Annotated in this window: 25 protein-coding genes; all 25 read left to right on the top strand. The window is 36.6% G+C overall.

Features of this window, described 5'->3' with window-relative positions:
- The first annotated feature begins 18 nt into the window (after positions 1–18).
- The 25 genes from ACSG5Z_RS10935 to dnaG all read left to right on the top strand — a co-directional run bounded on the left by ACSG5Z_RS10935 (position 19) and on the right by dnaG (position 23,530).
- The gene (locus ACSG5Z_RS10935) at positions 19–393 is read left to right on the top strand and encodes a winged helix-turn-helix transcriptional regulator (RefSeq protein ID WP_001293536.1); all 375 of its coding nucleotides are present in this window, start codon (positions 19–21) and stop codon (positions 391–393) included.
- Between the two features lie 51 nt (positions 394–444).
- On the top strand, positions 445–1,584 hold the full coding sequence (gene hemW, locus ACSG5Z_RS10940) for a radical SAM family heme chaperone HemW (RefSeq protein ID WP_000249446.1): 1,140 nt from the start codon (positions 445–447) through the stop codon (positions 1,582–1,584).
- Between the two features lie 133 nt (positions 1,585–1,717).
- Positions 1,718–2,734, top strand: a complete 1,017-nt coding sequence (gene hrcA / locus ACSG5Z_RS10945) for a heat-inducible transcriptional repressor HrcA (RefSeq protein WP_435711446.1) — start codon at positions 1,718–1,720, stop codon at positions 2,732–2,734.
- Positions 2,735–2,848: 114 nt separating this feature from the next.
- Positions 2,849–3,415 carry a nucleotide exchange factor GrpE gene (grpE, locus tag ACSG5Z_RS10950; protein WP_000392716.1) on the top strand — a complete coding sequence of 189 codons (567 nt, stop codon included), beginning with the start codon at positions 2,849–2,851 and terminating at the stop codon, positions 3,413–3,415.
- A gap of 26 nt (positions 3,416–3,441) precedes the next feature.
- A complete protein-coding gene (gene dnaK, locus ACSG5Z_RS10955; RefSeq protein ID WP_435711447.1) occupies positions 3,442–5,277 on the top strand; it encodes a chaperone protein DnaK in 1,836 nt (611 codons plus the stop codon).
- Positions 5,278–5,470: 193 nt separating this feature from the next.
- Positions 5,471–6,586, top strand: a complete 1,116-nt coding sequence (gene dnaJ, locus ACSG5Z_RS10960; protein ID WP_000043954.1) for a molecular chaperone DnaJ — start codon at positions 5,471–5,473, stop codon at positions 6,584–6,586.
- Positions 6,587–6,614: 28 nt separating this feature from the next.
- Positions 6,615–7,553, top strand: coding sequence for a 50S ribosomal protein L11 methyltransferase (gene prmA / locus ACSG5Z_RS10965; RefSeq protein WP_000872119.1), 939 nt, complete (start codon positions 6,615–6,617; stop codon positions 7,551–7,553).
- A gap of 145 nt (positions 7,554–7,698) precedes the next feature.
- Positions 7,699–8,448 (top strand): 16S rRNA (uracil(1498)-N(3))-methyltransferase, encoded by a 750-nt coding sequence (locus tag ACSG5Z_RS10970; protein WP_064474770.1) that lies wholly within the window; start codon positions 7,699–7,701, stop codon positions 8,446–8,448.
- A gap of 6 nt (positions 8,449–8,454) precedes the next feature.
- On the top strand, positions 8,455–9,807 hold the full coding sequence (mtaB, locus tag ACSG5Z_RS10975) for a tRNA (N(6)-L-threonylcarbamoyladenosine(37)-C(2))-methylthiotransferase MtaB (protein WP_000108688.1): 1,353 nt from the start codon (positions 8,455–8,457) through the stop codon (positions 9,805–9,807).
- A 466-nt stretch (positions 9,808–10,273) separates the two neighbouring features.
- Positions 10,274–10,447, top strand: a complete 174-nt coding sequence (gene rpsU, locus ACSG5Z_RS10980; RefSeq protein ID WP_000048061.1) for a 30S ribosomal protein S21 — start codon at positions 10,274–10,276, stop codon at positions 10,445–10,447.
- Between the two features lie 15 nt (positions 10,448–10,462).
- Entirely contained in the window at positions 10,463–10,906 is a 444-nt protein-coding gene (locus ACSG5Z_RS10985; RefSeq protein WP_000054579.1) for a GatB/YqeY domain-containing protein, read from the top strand.
- A gap of 108 nt (positions 10,907–11,014) precedes the next feature.
- The gene (gene yqfC, locus ACSG5Z_RS10990) at positions 11,015–11,308 is read left to right on the top strand and encodes a sporulation protein YqfC (RefSeq protein WP_000732264.1); all 294 of its coding nucleotides are present in this window, start codon (positions 11,015–11,017) and stop codon (positions 11,306–11,308) included.
- A gap of 178 nt (positions 11,309–11,486) precedes the next feature.
- The gene (yqfD, locus tag ACSG5Z_RS10995) at positions 11,487–12,686 is read left to right on the top strand and encodes a sporulation protein YqfD (RefSeq protein WP_000792473.1); all 1,200 of its coding nucleotides are present in this window, start codon (positions 11,487–11,489) and stop codon (positions 12,684–12,686) included.
- A gap of 3 nt (positions 12,687–12,689) precedes the next feature.
- A complete protein-coding gene (locus ACSG5Z_RS11000; RefSeq protein ID WP_087985257.1) occupies positions 12,690–13,649 on the top strand; it encodes a PhoH family protein in 960 nt (319 codons plus the stop codon).
- 193 nt (positions 13,650–13,842) lie between these two features.
- Complete coding sequence (locus ACSG5Z_RS11005) at positions 13,843–15,987, top strand: HD family phosphohydrolase (RefSeq protein ID WP_048541521.1); 2,145 nt, start codon at positions 13,843–13,845, stop codon at positions 15,985–15,987.
- Complete coding sequence (gene ybeY / locus ACSG5Z_RS11010) at positions 15,984–16,454, top strand: rRNA maturation RNase YbeY (protein ID WP_000054689.1); 471 nt, start codon at positions 15,984–15,986, stop codon at positions 16,452–16,454. The genes ACSG5Z_RS11005 and ybeY overlap by 4 nt, the downstream gene beginning before the upstream one ends.
- Positions 16,451–16,804 carry a diacylglycerol kinase family protein gene (locus ACSG5Z_RS11015; RefSeq protein WP_000715485.1) on the top strand — a complete coding sequence of 118 codons (354 nt, stop codon included), beginning with the start codon at positions 16,451–16,453 and terminating at the stop codon, positions 16,802–16,804. The genes ybeY and ACSG5Z_RS11015 overlap by 4 nt, the downstream gene beginning before the upstream one ends.
- Before the next feature lie 99 nt (positions 16,805–16,903).
- Entirely contained in the window at positions 16,904–17,302 is a 399-nt protein-coding gene (locus ACSG5Z_RS11020; RefSeq protein ID WP_435711448.1) for a cytidine deaminase, read from the top strand.
- Positions 17,295–18,200 carry a GTPase Era gene (gene era / locus ACSG5Z_RS11025; RefSeq protein ID WP_001080239.1) on the top strand — a complete coding sequence of 302 codons (906 nt, stop codon included), beginning with the start codon at positions 17,295–17,297 and terminating at the stop codon, positions 18,198–18,200. The genes ACSG5Z_RS11020 and era overlap by 8 nt, the downstream gene beginning before the upstream one ends.
- Positions 18,201–18,376: 176 nt before the next feature.
- A complete protein-coding gene (locus ACSG5Z_RS11030) occupies positions 18,377–18,520 on the top strand; it encodes a YqzL family protein (protein WP_000883924.1) in 144 nt (47 codons plus the stop codon).
- Between the two features lie 33 nt (positions 18,521–18,553).
- A complete protein-coding gene (gene recO, locus ACSG5Z_RS11035) occupies positions 18,554–19,300 on the top strand; it encodes a DNA repair protein RecO (protein WP_435711449.1) in 747 nt (248 codons plus the stop codon).
- A 107-nt stretch (positions 19,301–19,407) separates the two neighbouring features.
- Positions 19,408–20,040 carry a transcriptional regulator CcpN gene (ccpN, locus tag ACSG5Z_RS11040; RefSeq protein ID WP_002077328.1) on the top strand — a complete coding sequence of 211 codons (633 nt, stop codon included), beginning with the start codon at positions 19,408–19,410 and terminating at the stop codon, positions 20,038–20,040.
- Between the two features lie 29 nt (positions 20,041–20,069).
- The gene (locus ACSG5Z_RS11045) at positions 20,070–20,882 is read left to right on the top strand and encodes a pyruvate, water dikinase regulatory protein (RefSeq protein ID WP_000368941.1); all 813 of its coding nucleotides are present in this window, start codon (positions 20,070–20,072) and stop codon (positions 20,880–20,882) included.
- Positions 20,883–21,519: 637 nt separating this feature from the next.
- On the top strand, positions 21,520–21,651 hold the full coding sequence (locus ACSG5Z_RS11050; RefSeq protein WP_116758354.1) for a hypothetical protein: 132 nt from the start codon (positions 21,520–21,522) through the stop codon (positions 21,649–21,651).
- 82 nt (positions 21,652–21,733) lie between these two features.
- Positions 21,734–23,530 (top strand): DNA primase, encoded by a 1,797-nt coding sequence (gene dnaG, locus ACSG5Z_RS11055; RefSeq protein WP_435711450.1) that lies wholly within the window; start codon positions 21,734–21,736, stop codon positions 23,528–23,530.
- Positions 23,531–23,580 lie beyond the last annotated feature (50 nt).

Raw genomic sequence — 23,580 nt, forward strand, 5'->3', positions numbered from 1 at the left:
AGAGTTAGGAGACTATTAATGTCCGAAAATATTCGAAAAGATATTCACGAAAAAATACAAAATGGCAATTTTAATTGTGAAAAGGAATTGACGCTTTCTATTATTAGCGGGAAGTGGAAAGTTGTGATACTGTGGCATCTTGGTGTGGAAGGGCCTCATCGTTTTAGTGAATTACAACGATTATTCCCAAGCATTTCTCATAAAGTTTTGTCGAACCAATTAAAAGAGTTAATGGAAGATGGGATTGTTGACCGAACGGTATACCCAGAAATTCCTCCGCGAGTAGAGTATTATATGACGGAATTAGGCATGTCGCTTTTACCGATCGTTGAAATGATGTATGATTGGGGAAAAATGCGAATGGAACAAATTCGTAATACGTTAGAGAAGTGAAGATTCCTCCGGAGTGCGGAGGTTTTCTTTTTAGAAAGGTAGGAGTTATATTTGGTTCAAGCTGCATATATTCATATTCCATTTTGTCAGCATATTTGTCACTATTGTGATTTTAATAAAGTGTTTATTGAACGCCAACCGGTCGATCAATATTTAGAGTATTTAGAGAAAGAAATAATAAATACAGTTCAAAAAGTACCGTTTGATAGTATGAAAACGATTTTTGTTGGTGGAGGAACTCCGACAGCGTTAAATATGGAACAGACAAAAAAGTTACTAGATATTATAAACCGTCGCTTACGTCCGTTTGCTCCAAATTGTGAATTAACATTTGAAGCGAATCCAGGTGATTTACCAAAAGAGAAGTTAAATGTATTGCTAGAAGGTGGAGTGAACCGAATTAGTTTTGGTGTGCAAACATTTCGGGATGAGTTGCTTGAGAAAATTGGGCGTAAGCATACGAGGGAAGATGCATTTGTAGCAATTAGAGAAGCGCAGGAAGTGGGCTTTAAAAATATAAATGTAGATATTATTTATGCTCTGCCAGGGCAGACGATAGAAGATGTAAAAGAAACATTAGACATTGCTTTTACGCTTGGTGTACAACATTTCTCAGCATATTCATTAATTGTGGAACCGAAAACTGTGTTTTATAACTTAATGAATAAAGGGAAATTAAGACTTCCAGGTGAAGATCATGAAGCAAAAATGTATGAAATGGTAATGGATGAAATGGAGAAACACGGCTATAGCCAGTATGAAATTAGCAATTTCTCAAAAGGTGATAATGAAAGTAGACACAATCTCACATACTGGAATAATGAGGAGTATTATGGATTTGGAGCTGGAGCGCATAGTTATGTAAATGGAGAACGTATCCAAAATGTAGGGCCGCTCAAGCAATATTTCAATAAAATCGATGAAACTGGATTTCCGTATTTAGATGTTCACGCGGTGACGGAGAAAGAAAGAATGGAAGAAGAGTTGTTCTTAGGACTTCGAAAAACACAAGGTGTATCTAAAATATTGTTTCAAAAGAAATTTAATATGGAGATGAATCAAGTTTTCGCGAAGCAGTTGCAAAAAAATCAAGAACAAGGCTTGCTTGAAGAGAAAGATGGATATGTTCGTTTAACGCGAAAGGGAAAATTATTAGGGAATGAAGTATTCCAATCATTTTTGATTGACTAATTAAATGTTCCATAAACGTGAAAAAGTTTCATTATTTCGTGACGTTTCCGTTGACAATTGAATGTCAATTTTGGTAAGTTATTAATAGATTTAGCACTCGAAGACAAAGAGTGCTAACAGAGGTGATGATGAGATGCTTACGGAACGTCAGCTCTTAATTTTACAAACAATTATTGATGACTTTATTGGATCAGCGCAACCTGTTGGGTCGAGGACGTTGGCTAAGAAAGATGAAATTACGTTTAGTTCAGCTACTATTCGAAATGAAATGGCTGATTTAGAGGAACTAGGATTTATTGAGAAAACGCATAGTTCTTCAGGACGTGTTCCTTCTGAAAAAGGATATCGTTTTTATGTAGACCATCTTTTAGCGCCGCAAAACTTACCGAACGATGAAATTGTACAAATTAAAGATTTATTTGCTGAAAGAATTTTTGAAGCGGAAAAGATTGCACAGCAATCTGCTCAAATTTTATCAGAGCTTACGAATTATACGGCCATTGTTCTTGGACCGAAGTTAAGCACAAATAAACTTAAAAACGTACAAATTGTACCGCTTGATTGTCAAACTGCAGTCGCTATTATTGTAACTGATACAGGGCATGTACAAAGTAAAACGATTACCGTTCCGGAATCTGTTGATTTATCAGATTTAGAAAAAATGGTTAATATTTTAAATGAAAAGCTGTCGGGTGTACCAATGGCAGAACTGCATAATAAAATCTTTAAAGAGATTGTTACAGTTTTACGTGGATATGTTCATAATTACGATAGTGCAATAAAAATGTTAGATGGTACATTTCAAGTTCCTTTATCGGAAAAGATATACTTTGGAGGCAAAGCAAATATGCTTTCGCAACCAGAGTTCCATGACATTCACAAAGTAAGATCCTTGCTGACGATGATTGATAATGAAGCCGAGTTTTATGACATTTTGCGTCATAAACAAGTAGGTATTCAAGTGAACATTGGTAGGGAAAACTCTGCGACGGCCATGGAAGATTGCAGTTTAATTTCTGCAACATATTCGATTGGAGAAGAACAGCTTGGAACAATTGCTATTTTAGGTCCGACAAGAATGCAATACTCTCGGGTAATTAGTTTGTTACAGTTATTTACGAGACAATTTACTGATGGACTTAAAAAGTAAATGAGAGTAATACATTCGCTCAAGTAATGAAATTTTCATTGCTGTGTGTAATATATAATGCTTAAGGAATTGTGTTCAGCATAATACCTAATACCTTTTAAGGAGGTGAATATTGTGGAAGAGCGTAACGAACAAGTGGTAGAAGAAGTAAAAGAAGCGCAAGTTGAAGAAGCTGTCACGACAGAAAACAGTGAAAAAACTGTAGAAGAAAAAAGTGAGGCTGCTCTTTTACAAGAAAAAGTAGATGAGTTACAAGCGAAGCTAACGGAAACGGAAGGTCGCACATTACGTCTACAAGCTGATTTTGAAAATTATAAGCGTCGTGTCCAAATGGATAAACAGGCTGCTGAAAAATATAGAGCACAAAGTCTAGTTTCAGATATTTTGCCAGCTCTTGATAATTTTGAAAGAGCGATGCAAGTGGAAGCAACTGATGAGCAAACGAAATCCTTGTTACAAGGTATGGAAATGGTGCATCGTCAATTGCTAGAAGCGTTGACTAAAGAAGGCGTTGAAGCGATTGAAGCTGTTGGTAAACAGTTTGATCCTAATGAACACCAAGCTATTATGCAAGTGGAAGATAGTGAATTTGAATCAAACGCGGTAGTTGAAGAATTCCAAAAAGGTTATAAACTAAAAGACCGTGTGATTCGCCCATCAATGGTAAAAGTAAATCAATAATTTACATAAAAGTAGGAGGATTCGCCATGAGTAAAATTATCGGTATTGACTTAGGTACAACAAACTCTTGTGTAGCTGTTATGGAAGGTGGAGAACCAAAGGTTATCCCAAATCCAGAAGGAAACCGTACAACACCTTCTGTTGTAGCTTTCAAAAATGAAGAGCGTCAAGTTGGGGAAGTTGCAAAGCGTCAAGCAATTACAAACCCAAATACAATCATGTCTGTTAAACGTCATATGGGTACAGACTACAAAGTAGAAGTTGAAGGTAAAGATTATACACCTCAAGAAATTTCTGCAATCATTTTACAAAACTTAAAAGCTTCTGCTGAAGCATACTTAGGTGAAACAGTAACGAAAGCTGTTATTACAGTACCTGCATACTTCAACGATGCAGAACGTCAAGCAACAAAAGATGCTGGTCGTATCGCTGGTTTAGAAGTTGAGCGTATCATTAACGAACCAACAGCAGCAGCGCTTGCTTACGGTTTAGAAAAACAAGATGAAGAGCAAAAAATCTTAGTATATGACTTAGGTGGCGGTACATTTGACGTATCTATCCTTGAGTTAGCAGATGGAACATTCGAAGTTATTTCAACTGCTGGTGACAACCGTCTTGGTGGAGATGACTTTGACCAAGTTATTATTGACCACTTAGTAGCTGAGTTCAAAAAAGAAAATAACATTGATTTAAGCCAAGATAAAATGGCACTTCAACGTTTGAAAGATGCAGCTGAAAAAGCGAAAAAAGATCTTTCTGGCGTAACACAAACACAAATTTCATTACCATTCATTAGTGCTGGAGCTGCTGGTCCATTACACTTAGAATTAACGTTAACAAGAGCGAAATTCGAAGAGATTTCAGCAGGTCTTGTTGAAAGAACGTTAGAGCCAACTCGTCGTGCATTAAAAGACGCTGGTTTTGCTCCAAGCGAATTAGATAAAGTTATCCTTGTTGGTGGATCTACTCGTATCCCAGCTGTACAAGAAGCTATTAAACGTGAAACTGGTAAAGAACCATATAAAGGTGTAAACCCTGATGAAGTTGTAGCATTAGGTGCTGCAGTTCAAGGTGGCGTACTTACTGGTGATGTAGAAGGCGTACTATTATTAGACGTAACTCCACTTTCTTTAGGTATTGAAACTATGGGTGGTGTGTTCACGAAATTAATCGAGCGTAACACTACAATTCCAACAAGTAAGTCACAAGTATTCTCAACAGCTGCTGATAACCAACCGGCAGTAGACATTCACGTATTACAAGGTGAGCGTCCAATGTCAGCTGACAACAAAACATTAGGTCGTTTCCAATTAACAGACCTTCCACCAGCACCACGTGGTATTCCACAAATCGAAGTAACATTCGATATTGATGCGAACGGTATCGTTAACGTACGTGCAAAAGACTTAGGAACAAGCAAAGAGCAAACTATTACAATCCAATCTTCTTCAGGTCTTTCTGATGAAGAAGTAGATCGTATGGTACAAGAAGCGGAAGCAAATGCTGACGCTGACCAAAAACGTAAGGAAGAAGTTGAACTTCGTAACGAAGCTGACCAACTTGTATTCCAAACGGATAAAGTTGTAAAAGATTTAGAAGGTAAAGTGGATGCGGCTGAAGTTGCAAAAGCAACAGAAGCGAAAGAAGCATTACAAGCTGCGATCGAGAAGAACGAGCTTGAGGAAATCCTTGCGAAAAAAGACGCTTTACAAGAAATCGTACAACAATTAACTGTTAAATTATACGAGCAAGCTCAAGCAGCTGCAGGGCAAGCAGAAGGTGCACAAGGAGCACAAGATGCTGGCGCGAAGAAAGACAATGTAGTAGACGCTGAGTTCGAAGAAGTAAAAGAAGATAAGTAATATAAATAAGTAAGATGACAAAAAGTCAAAGTCAAGCGTGCCTTGACTTTGGCTTTTTTCACGAATGAAAAGAAAAGTGTGAGGTTCTTAAGTTTTTTACTTTGCATACTGTAAGTGAGGAAACTTTGTTGCAAAGCACTTTCTTTCGGTGTTAAAATTACGTTTATGTGAAAGATTCGGGGGTTGTAAATTTATGAGTAAACGAGACTATTATGAGGTCCTTGGACTTAGCCAGGGTGCTTCAAAAGATGAAATAAAAAAAGCGTATCGTCGTTTGGCTAAAAAATACCATCCAGACGTAAGTAAAGAAGAAAATGCAATTGAAAAGTTTAAAGAAGTACAAGAAGCATACGAAGTATTAAGCGACGATCAAAAGCGCGCGCAATATGATCAATTTGGTCATGCTGGTGCAAATCAAGGTTTCGGTGGCTTTGGCGGCGGAGGAGACTTCGGCGGTGGCTTCGGTTTCGAAGATATCTTTAGTTCGTTCTTTGGCGGCGGTGGCGGTAGACGTCGTGATCCAAATGCTCCGCGTCAAGGTGCTGACTTACAATATCAAGTTACTTTAGAGTTTGAGGAAGCTATTTTTGGTAAAGAATTAAATGTTGAGATTCCGGTAGAAGATCCATGTGATACTTGTAAAGGTAGCGGAGCGAAACCAGGAACTTCAAAAGAAACATGTAAACATTGTTCAGGATCAGGGCAAGTAAGTGTAGAACAAAATACACCATTTGGTCGTATCGTAAACCGTCAAGCTTGTGGTCATTGTTCAGGAACTGGTCAAATGATTAAAGAAAAATGTACGACATGTCACGGTTCTGGTAAAGTACGTAAACGTAAAAAAATCAATGTTAAAATTCCAGCAGGTATTGATAATGGTCAACAAATTCGTGTATCTGGAAAAGGTGAAGCGGGCGTAAATGGCGGACCGGCAGGAGATTTATATGTTGTTGTTCATGTGAGAAATCATGAATTCTTTGAGCGTGAAGGAGATCACATTATTTGTGAAATGCCATTAACATTTGCGCAAATGGCACTTGGTGCTGAAGTGGAAGTTCCTACTGTTCATGGGAAAGTGAAGCTAAAAATTCCAGCAGGAACACAAACCGGAACAGAATTCCGCTTAAAAGGAAAAGGTGCTCCGAACGTACGTGGATACGGTCAAGGAGATCAATATGTAGTCGTTCGTGTTGTTGTACCGACGAAATTAACTTCACATCAAAAAGAGTTATTACGTGAATTTGCGGGACAAGAAGAGCAGGATGATAGTTTATTTGGAAAGCTTAAACGTGCTTTCAAAGGGGAATAATGGAAATGAAAAATGGAGTTGGTAAATTGTGAAATGGTCAGAAGTTAGTATTCATACAACAGAAGAAGCAGTAGAAGCTGTCTCTCATATTTTACATGAAGCTGGTGCTAGTGGAGTTGCGATTGAGGATCCAGCGGAGTTGACGAAAGAGCGCGAGCAACAATATGGTGAAATTTATGCATTGAACCCAGATGAATATCCGGCGGAAGGTGTATTAATAAAAGCATATTTCCCACAAACGGATTCTTTACAGGAAACGATTGCCGGTGTAAAATCATCTATTGATATGCTTCCATCTTACGACATCGAAATTGGTACTGGAAATATTACCGTTAACGAAGTCAATGAAGAAGATTGGGCTACTGCTTGGAAAAAATATTACCATCCAGTACAAATTTCTGATACATTCACAATTGTGCCGACGTGGGAAGAATATACACCAGCTTCTCCGGAAGAAAAAATTATTGAATTAGATCCAGGTATGGCGTTTGGGACAGGAACTCATCCGACAACAACGATGTGTATTCGTGCTTTAGAAAAAACAGTTCAGCCAGGTGATACTATCATTGATGTAGGAACAGGTTCTGGTGTACTTAGTATTGCAGCGGCAAAATTAGGTGCGTCTTCTGTTCAAGCGTATGATTTAGATCCGGTTGCAGTGGAAAGTGCAGAAATGAATGTACGTTTAAATAAAACAGATGATATCGTGTCTGTTGGGCAAAATAGTCTTTTAGAAGGTATTGAAGGTCCTGTTGATCTAATCGTAGCTAACTTATTAGCAGAAATTATTCTTTTATTCCCTGAGGATGCAGCAAGAGTTGTGAAGTCGGGCGGATTATTTATTACATCGGGCATTATTGCAGCGAAGGAAAAGATAATTTCTGAAGCGCTAGAAAAAGCTGGATTTACAATTGAAGAAGTATTACGAATGGAAGATTGGGTAGCAATTATTGCACGAAATGCGTAATATAGATTTTAGTTTATAATGAAAAGGGGAGTCTCTCACTATAAGGTGAGGGACTTGCCGTTTGTTATATGAAAAAATGATAACGTTTCGTTCTTTTCGTAAGTGTTGACTTACGAAAGGAACGAAACTCTACTAAGGTGATTATATGCAACGTTATTTTGTAGAAGAGAAATATGTAAATGAGACAAGTATTCGCATTGTAGGTGATGACGTACATCATATCGCAAGAGTGATGCGTATGTCAGCTGGTGATCACATTTATTGCTGTGTAAACGGAAAAACAGCAGTATGTTCAATTGATGAAATTACCAGTGAATTTATTAATACGGCTATTGTAGAATGGGTAGAGGCGTCAAGTGAACTTCCTGTTTTCGTGACGATTGCAAGTGGACTGCCAAAAGGAGACAAGCTAGAGTTAATTTTCCAAAAAGGAACTGAGCTTGGGGCGGCCGCATTTTTACCATTTCAAGCATCTCGCTCTATTGTAAAATGGGATGCGAAAAAAGCTGATAAAAAAGTTGAGCGTTTAAGAAAAATTGTGAAAGAAGCTGCGGAACAATCGCATAGAAGCGAAATTCCAGAAGTGCATGCTCCGGCATCATTTAAGCAATTGCTTTCAATGAGCAATGAGTATGATGTATGTCTTGTTGCGTACGAAGAGGAAGCAAAACAAGGTGAGAAATCCAATTTTGCTAAAGCTTTAACGACGATGAAACCAGGCCAAAAACTATTGATTGTATTTGGACCAGAAGGTGGTTTAGCGGAGGAAGAGATTACTACGCTTCGTGAACATAAATTTGTACCATGTAGTTTAGGACCAAGAATTTTAAGAACAGAAACGGCGCCGTTATATGCGTTAAGTGCTGCTTCGTATCATTTTGAATTGATGGGGTGATGATCAATGTCAACTGTTGCGTTCCATACGTTAGGTTGTAAAGTAAACCACTATGAAACAGAGGCCATTTGGCAATTGTTTAAACAAGGTGGATATGAAAGAACTGAATATGAAAAGAAAGCTGATGTATATGTTATTAATACGTGTACAGTAACGAATACGGGGGATAAGAAAAGTCGTCAAGTTATTAGACGTGCTGTTCGTCAAAATCCGGATGCGGTTATTTGTGTAACGGGATGTTATGCACAAACATCTCCAGCGGAAATTATGGCGATTCCAGGTGTAGATATTGTAGTTGGTACACAGGATCGTGAAAAGATGTTAGGATACATTGAAGAATTCCGCAAAGAGCGTCAACCAATTAATGCGGTCCGCAACATTATGAAAACACGTGTATACGAAGAACTGGATGTACCTTATTTCACGGATCGTACACGTGCATCTTTAAAAATACAAGAAGGTTGTAATAATTTCTGTACATTCTGTATTATTCCTTGGGCACGTGGTTTAATGCGTTCTCGTGATGGAAAAGAAGTTATTAAACAAGCGCAGCAATTAGTAGATGCAGGTTATAAAGAAATCGTATTAACAGGTATTCATACAGGTGGGTACGGTGAAGATATTAAAGATTATAACTTAGCTGGATTACTTCGTGATATGGAAGCGGAAGTAGGCGGATTAAAACGTCTTCGTATTTCTTCTATTGAAGCGAGTCAGATTTCAGATGAAGTAATTGAAGTGTTAGATAAGTCTGAAGTAGTTGTACGTCACTTGCACATTCCATTGCAATCTGGATCTAATACTGTATTAAAGCGTATGCGTCGTAAGTATACGATGGAATTTTTCCAAGAGCGTTTAGATCGATTGAAAGAAGCGTTACCAGGCCTTGCGATTACATCGGATGTAATTGTTGGTTTCCCAGGTGAAACAGAAGAAGAATTCATGGAAACATACAATTTCATTAAAGAGAATCGCTTCTCTGAGTTACACGTATTCCCTTACTCAAAGCGTACAGGAACACCTGCAGCGCGTATGGAAGATCAAGTTCCTGAAGATGTGAAGAATGATCGTGTTCATCGTTTAATTGAATTATCTAACCAATTAGCGAAAGAGTATGCGTCACAGTTTGAAGGGGAAGTGCTTGAAATCATTCCGGAAGAGCAATTTAAAGAGGGCGACCGTAAAGGGTTATATGTAGGCTATACGGATAACTACTTAAAAATTGTATTTGAAGGATCAGAAGAGTTAATTGGTAAGCTAGTGAAAGTGAAAATTACGAAAGCTGGTTATCCATATAACGAAGCGCAATTTGTTCGTGTTCTTGAAGATGATGTAAAAAAAGAATCAGCAAGCGCATAAAATGAAACTTTAATCAGTGGGGTTTTTGTTCCTCCCCACTAATTATCAGCCGGATTCCTACCTAAGTTCTTTGCTTGTGCTGAATTTTGAGGTGGGGGGTCTTACTGCCCGGCAAATAGCGGAATAAAAAAAGCATGCAAACGGAAACGATTTGCATGCTTTCTTTTTTTCGTGGAGAAGTTAAGTACTGAAAAAGGCAGGTACGTCGAATGAGTAGTTGTTTCGTACATTCCTGCATTAAAAAAGATGTAATGATAAAAATATAGTTGTCTTCAGGGGAAATGGATAATAGCTATCTACGTAGTTTTTGAACAGGAAAGGGCATCTATTCTTCTTTTATTCTGCCAAATAGTTGACCTGAAGTGATAAAATGTATTATAATCGTAAAAGACATGCTGAAGAAGGGTTTCTTTTTGCATGCTGAAATTAGTATGTAAGTGTGATGTTTCGGAGGGAGGGAAAGAGAATGTCAAAAACAGTCGTTCGTAAAAACGAGTCTTTGGAGGATGCACTTCGCCGTTTTAAAAGATCGGTTTCTAAAACTGGTACACTTGCTGAAGCAAGAAAGCGCGAGTTTTATGAAAAACCAAGTGTAAAACGTAAGAAGAAATCTGAAGCGGCAAGAAAGCGTAAATTCTAAGAGAGGGTGTAAGTGATGAGTCTTCTCGGTCGTTTAAACGATGATATGAAACAAGCGATGAAGAATAAACAAAAAGAAAAATTAACCGTTATTCGTATGGTTAAGGCTGCTTTACAAAATGAAGGTATTAAACTGCAACATACTCTTACTGAAGAAGAGGAATTAACAGTTTTAGCTCGTGAAGTAAAACAGTATAAGGACTCCCTCCTTGAATTTAAAAAAGCTGGTCGTGAAGACCTTGTTAATAAACTGCAAAGTGAAATTCAGATTTTAAGCGCATATTTGCCCGAGCAATTAACAGAAGAAGAACTAGCGAATGTAATTAAGCAAGTTATTTCTGAAGTTGGTGCAACTTCTAAAGCAGATATGGGTAAGGTGATGACTGCTGTTATGCCGAAAGTAAAAGGTAAAACAGACGGATCACTTGTGAATAAGTTGGTTATCCAGCTATTAGCATAAAAAAACGTCTCATTTCGTATGAGACGTTTTTTTATGCTTTTTTTCAGTTTGGACGTGATATTACAAGCTCTTTTTTCATACATATGGGATGAGAGGGGGTCTTTTGAGATGAAAAAATTAGAACAAATGAAGAATTGGTTAACAAAGCAAATAGACCTGCCAGTGGATGTGCTAATGGATCTACCTCGGATCACGCTTGTTGGGCAAGTGCATATCTATATAGAAAATCATCGGGGTTTATTAGTGTTTTCAGATAAAGAAGTAAGATTGTTATTAAAGCACGGTCAATTATTAATTAAAGGGCAATCCTTTATTATTAAAACAATCCTTCCAGAAGAACTTTTGCTTGAAGGAATAATTGAGCAAGTGACATTTTTAGAAAACGAAAAAAAAGAGGAGTGAGGGAAACTTCCATATGTGAAGTTTTTCTTCGTTATTTTCGTGATTCGACCTTACTATTCAGTTTATCTCGCTATTTATGGGTGGTAGAACTCTTTATTTCATTTTCGTACGAGCTATTTTGCTAATTAAAGTGAAAAAAGTAGTGTGTATACTTTTGGAAAGGTAGTGGAGATAGTAGATGAAAAATAAATGGTTTATAAAGTGGCTTGGATATGTAAAAGTACGAATTGAAGGTAGAGGTGCAGAACGGTTCGTTAACGAATGTGTACGTAGAAAATTATTAGTTTGGGATGTTAAGAAAATTGCTGATGAAACGTTAGTTTTTTGTATGTTATTACGAGATGTGAAGAAAATAAAACCAATTTATAGAAAAAATGAATGTAAATTATATTTTATTGGGCGTTACGGTTTTCCTTTTTTGAATAAGCGTTTAATTAAAAATAGTGGATTCTTAATTGGTTTTTTAATTTTCTTTTTTGGCATGATTGCATTATCCAATATGGTTTGGAAAATTGAAATTACAGGAGCGAAACCTGAAACAGAATATATATTGATGAAAGAATTGGACAAAATGGGTATTAAAAAAGGAAAATTACAATTCCAAATGCCTAATGTAGAAGATGTACAACGTCATTTGACAGACAATATTAATGCGATTACTTGGGCGGGATTAGAAATAAGAGGAACGACGTACCATTTTAAAATTGTTGAAAAAAACGAGCCGAAAAAAGAAAAGGAACAAAGACCGCAAAATTTAGTTGCAAAAAAAGAAGCGATTGTGACAAAAACATTTGTTGAAGTAGGAAAACCAGTTGTCTTGAAAAATGACCATGTCGAAAAAGGGCAGCTTCTCGTATCAGGGATATACGGTAATGAGGAGAGTCCGACGATTGTTTCGGCGAAAGGTATTGTATATGGAGAAACGTGGTACACATCTGAGGTGAGTGTACCACTAAAGACGCAATTTCAAGTATATACTGGCAATGCGTATAATGAGCATTACCTTACATTTGGGAGTGCGAAAATAAAAATATGGGGATTTCAACATGATAAGTATAAACGCTCTCGTACTGAAAGTGTAAAACACGATGTGAAACTATTTGGTTTTACACTGCCGATCGCGTATGAAAAAGATATTGTACGAGAAGAGGAAGAAGCGAATCGGGAATATACAGAAAAACAGGCAATGAAAGTAGCGAAAGAGATGGCTGAAAAAGAACTAAAGAAAAAATTGGATGAACATGCTATGATTGTAAGTGATAAGATTTTGAGTAAAGAGGTTGAGGCGGATCAACTAAAAGTCACATTGCATTATACTGTGATCGAAAATATTGCAGAGCCACAACCAATATCCGAATCCGATATTCAAGGAGACTGAGTAATGGCAGAACAATTAGTAGAAATGAACCAACAATTGGAAAATGCTAACGAAGCAATCGCTCTTTTTGGAGTCAATGATGCTCATTTGAAAGTAATTGAACGGGAATTGAATGTATCGATTGTAACTAGAGGTGAAACTGTTCATGCATCTGGAGCAGTTGAAACTGTGACACTCGTAGAAAAAATCTTACAGCAATTACTTGTTGTTATTCGAAAAGGTATATCAATTACTGAAAGAGATGTTGCGTATGCAATTCAGCTCGCACAACAAGGGAAAATTGCTCAATTTGAAGAGTTATATGAAGAAGAAATCTTTAAAACGGCAAAAGGTAAATCCATTCGTGTAAAAACAATGGGGCAAAGAAGATATATTCATGCAATGAAGAAGAATGATATTGTATTTGGAATGGGACCTGCTGGGACTGGGAAAACATACTTAGCTGTAGTAATGGCTGTGAGAGCTTTAAAGCAAGGGTATGTAAAGAAAATTATTTTAACGAGACCGGCTGTAGAAGCTGGAGAAAGTTTAGGTTTTTTACCAGGAGATTTGAAAGAGAAGGTAGATCCGTATTTACGTCCATTGTATGATGCTTTGCACGATATTCTTGGACAAGAATATACGCAACGTATGATGGAGCGAGGGGTAATTGAAATTGCACCTCTTGCTTATATGAGAGGGCGTACGCTCGATGATTCATTTGTTATTTTAGATGAAGCGCAAAATACAACGGGTGCACAAATAAAAATGTTTTTAACTAGATTAGGTTTTAGTTCTAAAATGGTTATTACGGGGGACCCTTCACAAGTAGACTTACCAAAAGGGGTAAAATCAGGGCTTTCGCTAGCTTCTAACATTTTATCTAGTGTATCAGGTCTTTCATTCATTACATTAGAACAAACGGACGTTGTGAGGCATCCGCTGGTGCAACGTATTATTGAGGCATATGATAAAATGGAATGATCCTATTTGTCAGGATCATTTCTTTTTGTATTAAGGTTGGCGAACGGCATATTTTTTACTATCATAAAAGATAAGAGAAATAAACTATAGGTGCTGGTGTATCAAAATGTTACTTAAAAGTATTGTTGGCTAGAAGAAATGAAAGCTATAAATAGTTTCACTTTATTTCTGGAGAGGAGAAGGTATTGAAATCATGTTAAGATCTGAAGAAATTTCTAAGTGGTTTCGTAATTTACAACATTCGAAAAAACTAAGTTGGATTTCTTACGTTTTATTAGGAGCAGTGCTGTTTTTTGCACTTATGAATAATGTAAAACCAGAGCAATTAGATGTTGATATGTATTCTATTGCAAAAAAAACAATTCATTCTCCTATTAAAATTGAAGATAAGGTTATAACGGACAGAAAAAAACAAGAGGCCGCTCAAAAAGTTGGAGATCAATATACATATAGAAGTGAATATAAACAAAATAGAGTAGATATTGTAAATGATGTTTTTGCTAAGGTAAATGAAGCAATTCAAGAGATGAAAGCTGCTGGACCTGAAGAGCAAAAAAAGATGACCGATGCAAATAAATTAGAAAAATTGAAGAAGAAGTTGCCATCTAATTTAACAAAGGAATTATCTGATGAGAATTTATTATATTTTATTAATGCAGAACCGGATCAATTAGAATTAGCAAAGAACGCGGCTCTAACGTCTATTAGTGTTATTATGGGTGGAAATATTAAAATGTCCGAAGAAATAGCAGCAAAAGAGCGATTTGTTAATGAAATGAAAAGCCTCAATGTGAATAGTGGATTGAAGGAAGCTGTGAACGCGCTAGGATCATATGCGATTACAGCAAATTATTTTTATGATCCGGCTGTAACGAAAGAGAAGAAGAAAGCGGAAGAAGATTTAATTCCACCTGTTTATATTCTTCAAGGACAAGTTATTGTTAGAGAAGGTGAAACAATTTCAAGTGATATGTATAATCAGTTGAAATTAGTCGGTTTATTAGAGAAAGGTAATAGTTTTCAGCCTTATGTTGGATTAGCAGTGCTCATTGGTGTGTTACTGTACTTTATGCATAAGCAGTTTGAAGTATTTTTACAGCGTAAAAGAGAAGATAGACCGTATATTTTAGCGTATATTACAATTTTATCTATCACGATTGTTTTAATGAAAACGATTAGTTTGTTTCAAAAGCTTGAATATGCAGGAATTGCGTATGTTGTCCCGGTTGCGATGGGAACAATACTTGTAAAACTAATGATTGGCGACCGATTTGTATTTTTAACAAGTATGATTTTTTCTGTGTGCGGAAGTATTATGTTTAATGAAGGGGTAACAAGTACACTGAATTATAGTGTAGGTATTTATGTGTTGTTAAGTTCATTATCAGTAAGCATTTTCTTAAGAGAAAAAAATCGTCGTACGATGATTTTGCAAGCTGGTATACTCGTTTCTATCTTAAATGTGGTCGTCTTAGCGGCGTTATTATTATTACGTAATGGGAATTTTTCACCTCTTGAAATTGGAACGCAATTATTGATGGCTTCCGTTTCAGGAATTATCTCATCCGTTTTGGCTATGGGGATATTACCATATTTAGAGAGTGGACTTGGAATTGTATCAAGCATGAAGCTTATGGAACTATCAAGTCCGAATCATCCGCTTTTACGTAGAATTTTGTTAGAAGCGCCAGGAACGTATCACCACAGTGTAATGGTAGCGAATCTTTCTGAGGCAGCGTGTGAAGCGGTTGGAGCAAATGGTGTATTAGCACGTGTAGGGGCGTATTATCATGATGTAGGAAAAACAGTACAACCGCAATTCTTTATTGAAAACCAGATGGGAATTGAAAATCCACATGATAAATTAGATCCTGTGACGAGTAAAGATATTATCATTGCTCATGTAACAGATGGAGTCAGAATGCTCGAAGAATACCATATTCCGCAAGAAATTATCGATATTGCTGGACAACACCATGGTACAACATTACTTAAATATTTTTATTATAAGGCGATTAAAGAAGATAAAGAAAAATATACAGAAGAGATGTTTCGCTATCCAGGATCAAAAGCAACTTCTAAAGAGTCGGCAATTGTTGGTATTGCTGATAGTGTTGAGGCGGCAGTACGTTCTATGAATCACCCAACGCCAGATCAAATTAATAATTTAGTACAAAGTATTATTAAAGATCGCCTGCAAGATGGGCAATTTAGTGAATGTGATTTGACGTTTAAGGAACTACAAATCGTTGGAAAAACGTTATGTGAAACGTTAAATGGTATTTTCCATTCGCGTATTACATATCCGGAACCACCGGAAGAGAAGGAGAAAGAATGAGTTTATTAATTGATTTCATTGATGAAACAGAAGAAGTGAAAGAAGAATATGTGAATTTAATTCGTGAGATATTAGAAAAAGCAGCTCAAATGGAAAAAATAGAGGATGGTGCGGAGTTATCAGTGACATTTGTAGATAACGAACGCATTCGCGAGATTAATCGTGATTACCGAGATAAGGATCAGCCTACTGATGTCATTTCCTTTGCTATGGAAGAAATGGGAGAAGGAGAAATGGAAATTGTAGGTGCAGAGATGCCTCGTATGTTAGGTGATCTTATTATTTCTATTCCGAGAGCGAAAGAACAAGCTGAAGAGTATGGACATTCTTTTGATCGTGAACTTGGCTTTTTAGCGTTACATGGCTTTTTACATTTACTTGGTTATGACCACATGACAGAAGAGGATGAAAAAGAAATGTTTGGAAGACAAAAAGAAATTTTAGAGGCATTTGGATTAGGTCGATGAAAAAAGGAAAACTTATAAATAGTTTTGGATATGCTATAGCAGGTATATTCTTTTGTCTTCGTCATGAACGCAATATGAAAATTCATTATGTAGCCGCAGTCATTGTTATATGCTGCGGCTTTTATTTCCATATTACGAAAGTAGAGTGGATGGTATTACTTATTGTAATAGGAATTGTAATGAGTTTAGAGATGGTAAATACGGCTGTGGAAAAAACAGTAGATTTAGCGACTACCGATATACATCCGTTTGCGAAAATTGCAAAGGATGTCGCAGCCGGATCGGTTTTATTGTTTGCGATAATAGCCGTTATAATTGGTGCTATTATCTTTTTGCCGTATGTGGTATAGTTGCATTCCAAAGCTTTTATGAAGCTTTGAAAGTGCCGTAAAGGCCTTTAATGAGAGAGTGTATCTATTCACAGCTGTGGACAGGAAGGATGCGGGAATATGAATAGTAAACAATTAATTCAAGAAGCAATCGAAGCGCGTAAACAAGCGTACGTACCATATTCTAAATTTCAAGTAGGTGCAGCATTATTAACACAGGATGGAAAATTATATCGTGGATGTAATGTTGAGAATGCATCATATGGCTTATGTAACTGTGCAGAAAGAACAGCTTTATTTAAGGCGATTTCTGAAGGAGATAAAGAGTTTGTAGCTATCGCGATTGTGGCGGATACAAAGCGTCCAGTACCTCCTTGTGGAGCATGTCGACAAGTTATGGTAGAATTATGTAAACAGGATACGAAAGTATACCTATCAAATTTACATGGTGACGTTCAAGAGACGACAGTCGGAGAATTGTTACCAGGAGCATTTTTAGCGGAGGATTTACATGAATAGAAAAGGTTATAAATCAGGGTTTGTCTCTATTATTGGCAGACCGAATGTTGGGAAATCTACATTTTTAAATCGTATTATCGGCCAGAAAATTGCCATTATGAGTGATAAGCCACAAACAACTCGTAATAAAATTCAAGGCGTATATACAGAAAATGATTCACAAGTAATTTTCATTGATACACCAGGAATACATAAACCTAAACATAAATTAGGCGACTTCATGGTGAAGATGGCTCAAACGACATTAAAAGAAGTTGATATTGTTCTGTTTATGGTCAATGCAGTTGAAGGGTTTGGTCGCGGTGAGGAATTCATTATTGAGAAATTAAAAGAAACGAAACAACCAGTATTTTTAGTAATTAATAAAATTGACCAACTTCATCCAGAGCAATTATTAGAGTTAATTGATCAATATCGTAAATTATATGAGTTTGCAGAGATTGTACCAATTTCTGCATTAGACGGCAATAATGTGGATGCTTTAATTGGAACAATTAAAAAGTATTTACCAGAAGGACCGCAATACTATCCAGATAATCAAGTAACGGATCATCCAGAGCGATTTATTATTTCAGAGCTTATTCGTGAAAAAGTATTACATTTAACACGTGAAGAAGTGCCGCACTCTGTAGCGGTTGTTATTGATGCAATTCAAAAACGTGAGGGCGGAGCGGTTTATATAAACGCAACGATTGTTGTTGAACGTGCATCACAAAAAGGAATTATTATAGGTAAGCAAGGAAAGATGTTAAAAGAAGTCGGTAAGCGAGCTCGTTTTGACATTGAAGCATTACTTGGTTCTAAAGTATTTTTAGAAGTATGGGTAAAAGTGCAAAAAGATTGGCGTAATAAAATGTCTCAGCTTCGTGACCTTGGTTTCCGCGAAGATGAGTACTAAAATAGAGTAAAGCTGTAATCAGCGGATGTTTTGTTCATCCGCTGATTATTGGTTTTTATGAGTTTTGATAAATTAGGAAAAATTTTTCTCACATGAAAATGGACAAAATGGGTCAATTTAATAACAACAAAGGAAATTGGTTTATAGGCTACGCTTATTGAGAAAGGTGGATTCTTATGCTAGATTTTACCTGGAAGTTTTTCTCCAAAACAGGAAGCATTGAAACGTACTTGCTTTTGAAAGAAATGGAAAAAGACGTAAACGATGAGATGGATCAACATGAAGAGGAGCTAGCGCATCTAGACTCTCCAATTTCTTGACCCGTTTTGTTCAAACCTTGGATGGTGACGAACATGTTTCAAAAAGTTGAGGGCATCGTTATCCGTACGACAGATTACGGAGAAACGAACAAGATTGTTACAATATTCTCAAGAGAATTGGGTAAGGTAAGTGCAATGGCAAGAGGAGCGAAAAAACCGAAAAGCCGGTTAGCATCTGTTTCGCAACTTATGACCCATGGTAATTTTCTTATTCAAATGGGATCTGGACTTGGAACTTTGCAACAAGGCGAGATTATTTCAACTATGAAAGAAATTCGCGAGGATATATTTTTAACTGCTTATGCATCATTTATTGTTGAGTTAACTGATAAAGCAACAGAAGATAAAAAACATAATCCATATTTATTTGAAATGTTATATCAAACGTTGCATTATATGTGTGAGGGTGTTGATTCAGAAGTATTATCATTAATTTATCAAACGAAAATGCTTCCGGTATTAGGGATGCGCCCGTACTTTGATACATGTGCGATTTGTCATCAAGAAACAGATTTTGTCGCCTTCTCTGTCCGGGAAGGCGGTTTTCTGTGCTCGCTTCATGCTGAGCAAGACCAGTATCGTATACCAGTGGGGGAAGCTGTTCATAAATTATTACGTCTTTTCTACCACTTCGATTTACATAGACTTGGCAATGTATCGGTGAAGGATAGCACAAAAAAACAAATGCGTTTAGTATTGAATACATATTATGATGAATATTGCGGGATTTATTTGAAGTCAAGACGTTTCTTAGAACAACTTGATAAGTTTCAAATATAATTTGGGGCCGTATACGGTCCTTTTTACATCCTATCTTTTTCAAATAGCATATTTAGTATATAATATTTAAGAGATAGTATAACTTTTTTCGTTGTGCATTAAAGGTGGTGATTATCATAGAGCTGAATAAACGGCAAGAACATATCATTCAGATTGTAAAAGATCACGGTCCTATTACAGGGGAGTCAATTGCTGCGCAATTAGGATTAACACGTGCAACACTAAGACCAGACTTAGCAATTTTAACGATGGCTGGTTATTTAGAAGCGCGTCCACGCGTAGGTTATTTTTATACGGGTAAAACCGGGGGGCAGCTATTATCTGAGGCTGTTAAGAAAATTAAAGTACAAGATTATCAATCTAGACCAGCTGTAATTGATAAAAATGTATCAGTATACGATGCGATTTGTACAATGTTTTTAGAGGACGTAGGTACCTTATTTGTTGTAGATCAGGCGATTCTATTAGTTGGTGTTGTGTCTCGTAAAGATTTATTAAGAGCTAGCCTTGGAAAGCAGGATTTAACCTCTCTTCCGGTTAATATTATCATGACAAGGATGCCAAACATTGCGATGTGTCGTAGAGAGGATTCTTTGTATGATATTGCGATGGAATTAATAGAAAGACAGATTGATGCGATGCCGGTTGTGAAAGATACGAAGCAAGGTTTAGAAGTGATTGGACGAATTACAAAAACAAATATTACACGTGCGTTTGTAAACTTAGTAAATAACGAATAAGTGTAATTTGTTTAAAGTGAGGTAATATAATGGATAATAAAATCGTATATGTCGTATCTGACTCTGTTGGAGAAACGGCTGATTTGGTTGTTCGAGCAGCGATGGGGCAATTCCCATTTGCTCCTGATATTAGACGTGTACCGTATGTAGAAGATACAGGGACATTAAAAGAAGTGATTTCGATTGCTAAGAGCAATCAAGCGCTTATTTGTTTTACGTTAGTAAAGCCTGACATGCGTCAGTATTTAGTGACAGAGGCTGCGAAAGAAGGCGTAGAGGCATATGATATTATCGGGCCTCTTATCGATCAAATTGAAGAAATTACAGGGCAAGTACCAAGATATGAACCGGGTGTTGTTCGTAGATTAGATGAAGAATACTTTAAAAAGATTGAAGCGATTGAGTTTGCTGTAAAGTATGATGATGGTAGAGACGCGCGTGGTATTTTAAAAGCAGATATCGTGTTGATTGGGATTTCGCGCACATCAAAAACACCACTTTCTCAATATTTAGCTCATAACAAACGTTTGAAAGTTGCTAATGTACCGCTCGTACCAGAAGTAGATCCGCCTGAAGAGTTATATCAAGTGGCTAAAGAAAAATGCTTCGGTTTGAAAATTACGCCAGAGAAGTTGAATCATATTCGAAAAGAGCGATTGAAATCACTTGGACTAAGTGATGGTGCAACATATGCCAATATTAATCGTATTAAAGAAGAAATTGATCACTTTGAGAATGTAGTTGGTAAAATAAATTGTCAAGTAATTGATGTATCGAATAAAGCGATTGAAGAAACAGCCAACATTATTGTGAATGCAGTGCAAAACCAAAAATTGTTTTAGCACATTTACCAAAGGTGAATGTGCTTTTTTCGCTCGTGAGAAACACAATACCTGTTGATTTCGTAATAGATTATAGCGGAGTGGTTATACTTATATTCTTCTGTCTTTTTATTATGCTAAAGGCAGGGTTTCGTTATCCTGAAATAGAAGATGAAAAAATAAAGGGATATGTAGCGTAGTTGAAGAAAATATATTATAATAAAAAATTGTGATAAAAACCTATGTTTTACGTTTAGACTTTAATTTTTCAGAATAAACTAGGGATAGGATTTACGAAAAGACATGTAATTACGTTAAATCGACAAAATCTATACAAGAAAACGCACATTATGGAAGGATTCGCAGAAGGGATGTAGAATACAGAAATATGCAAAACATCAATATCGTATTAGTTGATGCAGATGCATAGCCTGTGAATGCTGAAAATTGTGCAAGTTGGAACGAAAGTTCATGTCGAAATTTTGTTTGTCACATCGTATGCTCATCGTTTAAGGAAGTAGCAAGGGAAATTGGATCTATGTAGATACTGAATAAGCTACAGTTGATTTTTTATATGTATCAACATGCAAAAAAAACAGATCTCGTGATCACATAGGATATGGTGCTTGCTAGTCTTCTTGTAAAAAGTGTATATGTATTGTCTCCAGGAGGTACATTTGTAACAGGTGAGCAAATGGATACAATTTTATATAGTAGGTACGTATCTGCGAAATTACGCAGAAAAGGGCCTGCAAAATCGTTTGATAACGTGATCGACAACACTTTCTAATAAGTTTAGAAAAAATATTGTCGAATTATAAAGGAATTTTTTAATTTTTATCGAATACAAAATACGACACGGAGATGGATTTATGGGGAACAGAATTCCCGAAGAAGTTGTTGAACAGATTCGGACGTCATCGGATATTGTAGAAGTGATTGGTGAATACGTTCAACTTAGAAAACAGGGGCGTAACTATTTTGGCCTTTGTCCATTTCATGGTGAGAATTCTCCTTCATTCTCTGTTTCATCTGATAAGCAAATTTTTCATTGCTTCGGATGTGGAGAAGGTGGAAATGTATTTTCCTTTCTAATGAAAATGGAAGGATTGGCTTTTACCGAGGCTGTTCAAAAGCTAGGTGAAAGAAATGGAATGGCGGTTGCAGAGTATACATCAGGGCAAGGACAACAAGAAGACATATCTGATGACACTGTCATCATGCAACAGGCTCATGAACTTTTGAAAAAGTACTATCATCATTTATTAGTAAATACAGAAGAAGGAAATGAAGCACTTTCGTATTTGTTAAAACGTGGTATTACGAAAGAGATGATTGAGAAGTTTGAAATTGGTTATGCGTCACCTGCTTGGGATGCAGCAACGAAAATTTTACAAAAAAGAGGTGTATCGCTGTCTAGTATGGAACAAGCTGGTCTTCTCATAAGAAGCGAGAAAGATGGTAGTCATTATGATCGCTTCCGTGGAAGAGTTATGTTTCCAATCTATACGTTACAAGGTAAAGTGATAGCGTTTAGTGGAAGGGCATTAGGAGACGACACTCCGAAATATTTAAATAGCCCTGAAACACCGATTTTTCATAAAAGTAAATTGTTGTATAACTTCCACCAAGCGAGACCGTTTATTAGAAAACGTGGGCAAGTGGTCCTTTTTGAAGGGTATGCCGACGTAATGGCTGCGGTAAAAAGTGGTGTGGAAGAAGCTGTCGCAACAATGGGAACAGCTTTAACTGAAGAACAAGCAAAACTTCTGCGACGTAACGTTGAAACTGTTGTTCTTTGCTATGATGGTGATAAAGCAGGGCGAGAAGCAACGATGAAAGCAGGGCAATTATTGCTAAAAGTTGGTTGCCAAGTGAAAGTTACATCCTTGCCAGATAAGCTTGATCCTGATGAATATGTGCAACAATATGGGACAACTGCTTTTGAAAATCTTGTGAAATCAAGTATAAGTTTTGTTGGTTTTAAAATAAATTATTTGCGTTTAGGGAAAAATTTGCAAGATGAGTCTGGCAAAGAAGAATATGTGAAAAGTGTTTTAAAAGAGTTATCGTTGCTACAGGATGCGATGCAGGCAGAATCATATTTGAAGTCATTATCGCAAGAATTTTCGTATTCAATGGAAACTCTTTTGAATCAATTGCACCAATATCGCAAAGAACAAAAGGTACAGCAAAAACAAGTAAAGCAGGTTTCTAAGCCGTCTCAAATTGTTCAAACAAAACCGAAGTTAACAGGTTTTGAAAGGGCAGAAAGAGAAATTATTTATCATATGTTGCAAAGTCCAGAAGTGGCTGTTCGTATGGAATCCCACATAGAAGATTTTCATACAGAAGAACATAAAGGGATTTTATATGAACTATACGCATATTATGAAAAGGGAAATGAACCTTCAGTCGGAACATTTTTAAGTTGGCTCTCTGATGAGAAGTTGAAAAATATTATCACTGATATTTCGACGGATGAATTTATTAATCCAGAATACACAGAAGAAGTGTTACAAGGCCATTTGGAGACGCTCAGCCGTCATCAAGAAAAACTTGAAAAGATGGAAATCATCTTTAAGGTAAAACAAATGGAAAAAACAGATCCTGTAGAGGCTGCTAAGTATTATGTAGCATATTTACAAAATCAAAAAGCGAGAAAATAGCTTTTTTGATAAATTTTTAGTATAATGAATGTTTGTATCTCGCGTAAGGA

The organism is Bacillus pretiosus (genome assembly GCF_051294775.1).
Classification (GTDB): Bacteria; Bacillota; Bacilli; order Bacillales; family Bacillaceae_G; genus Bacillus_A; species Bacillus_A wiedmannii.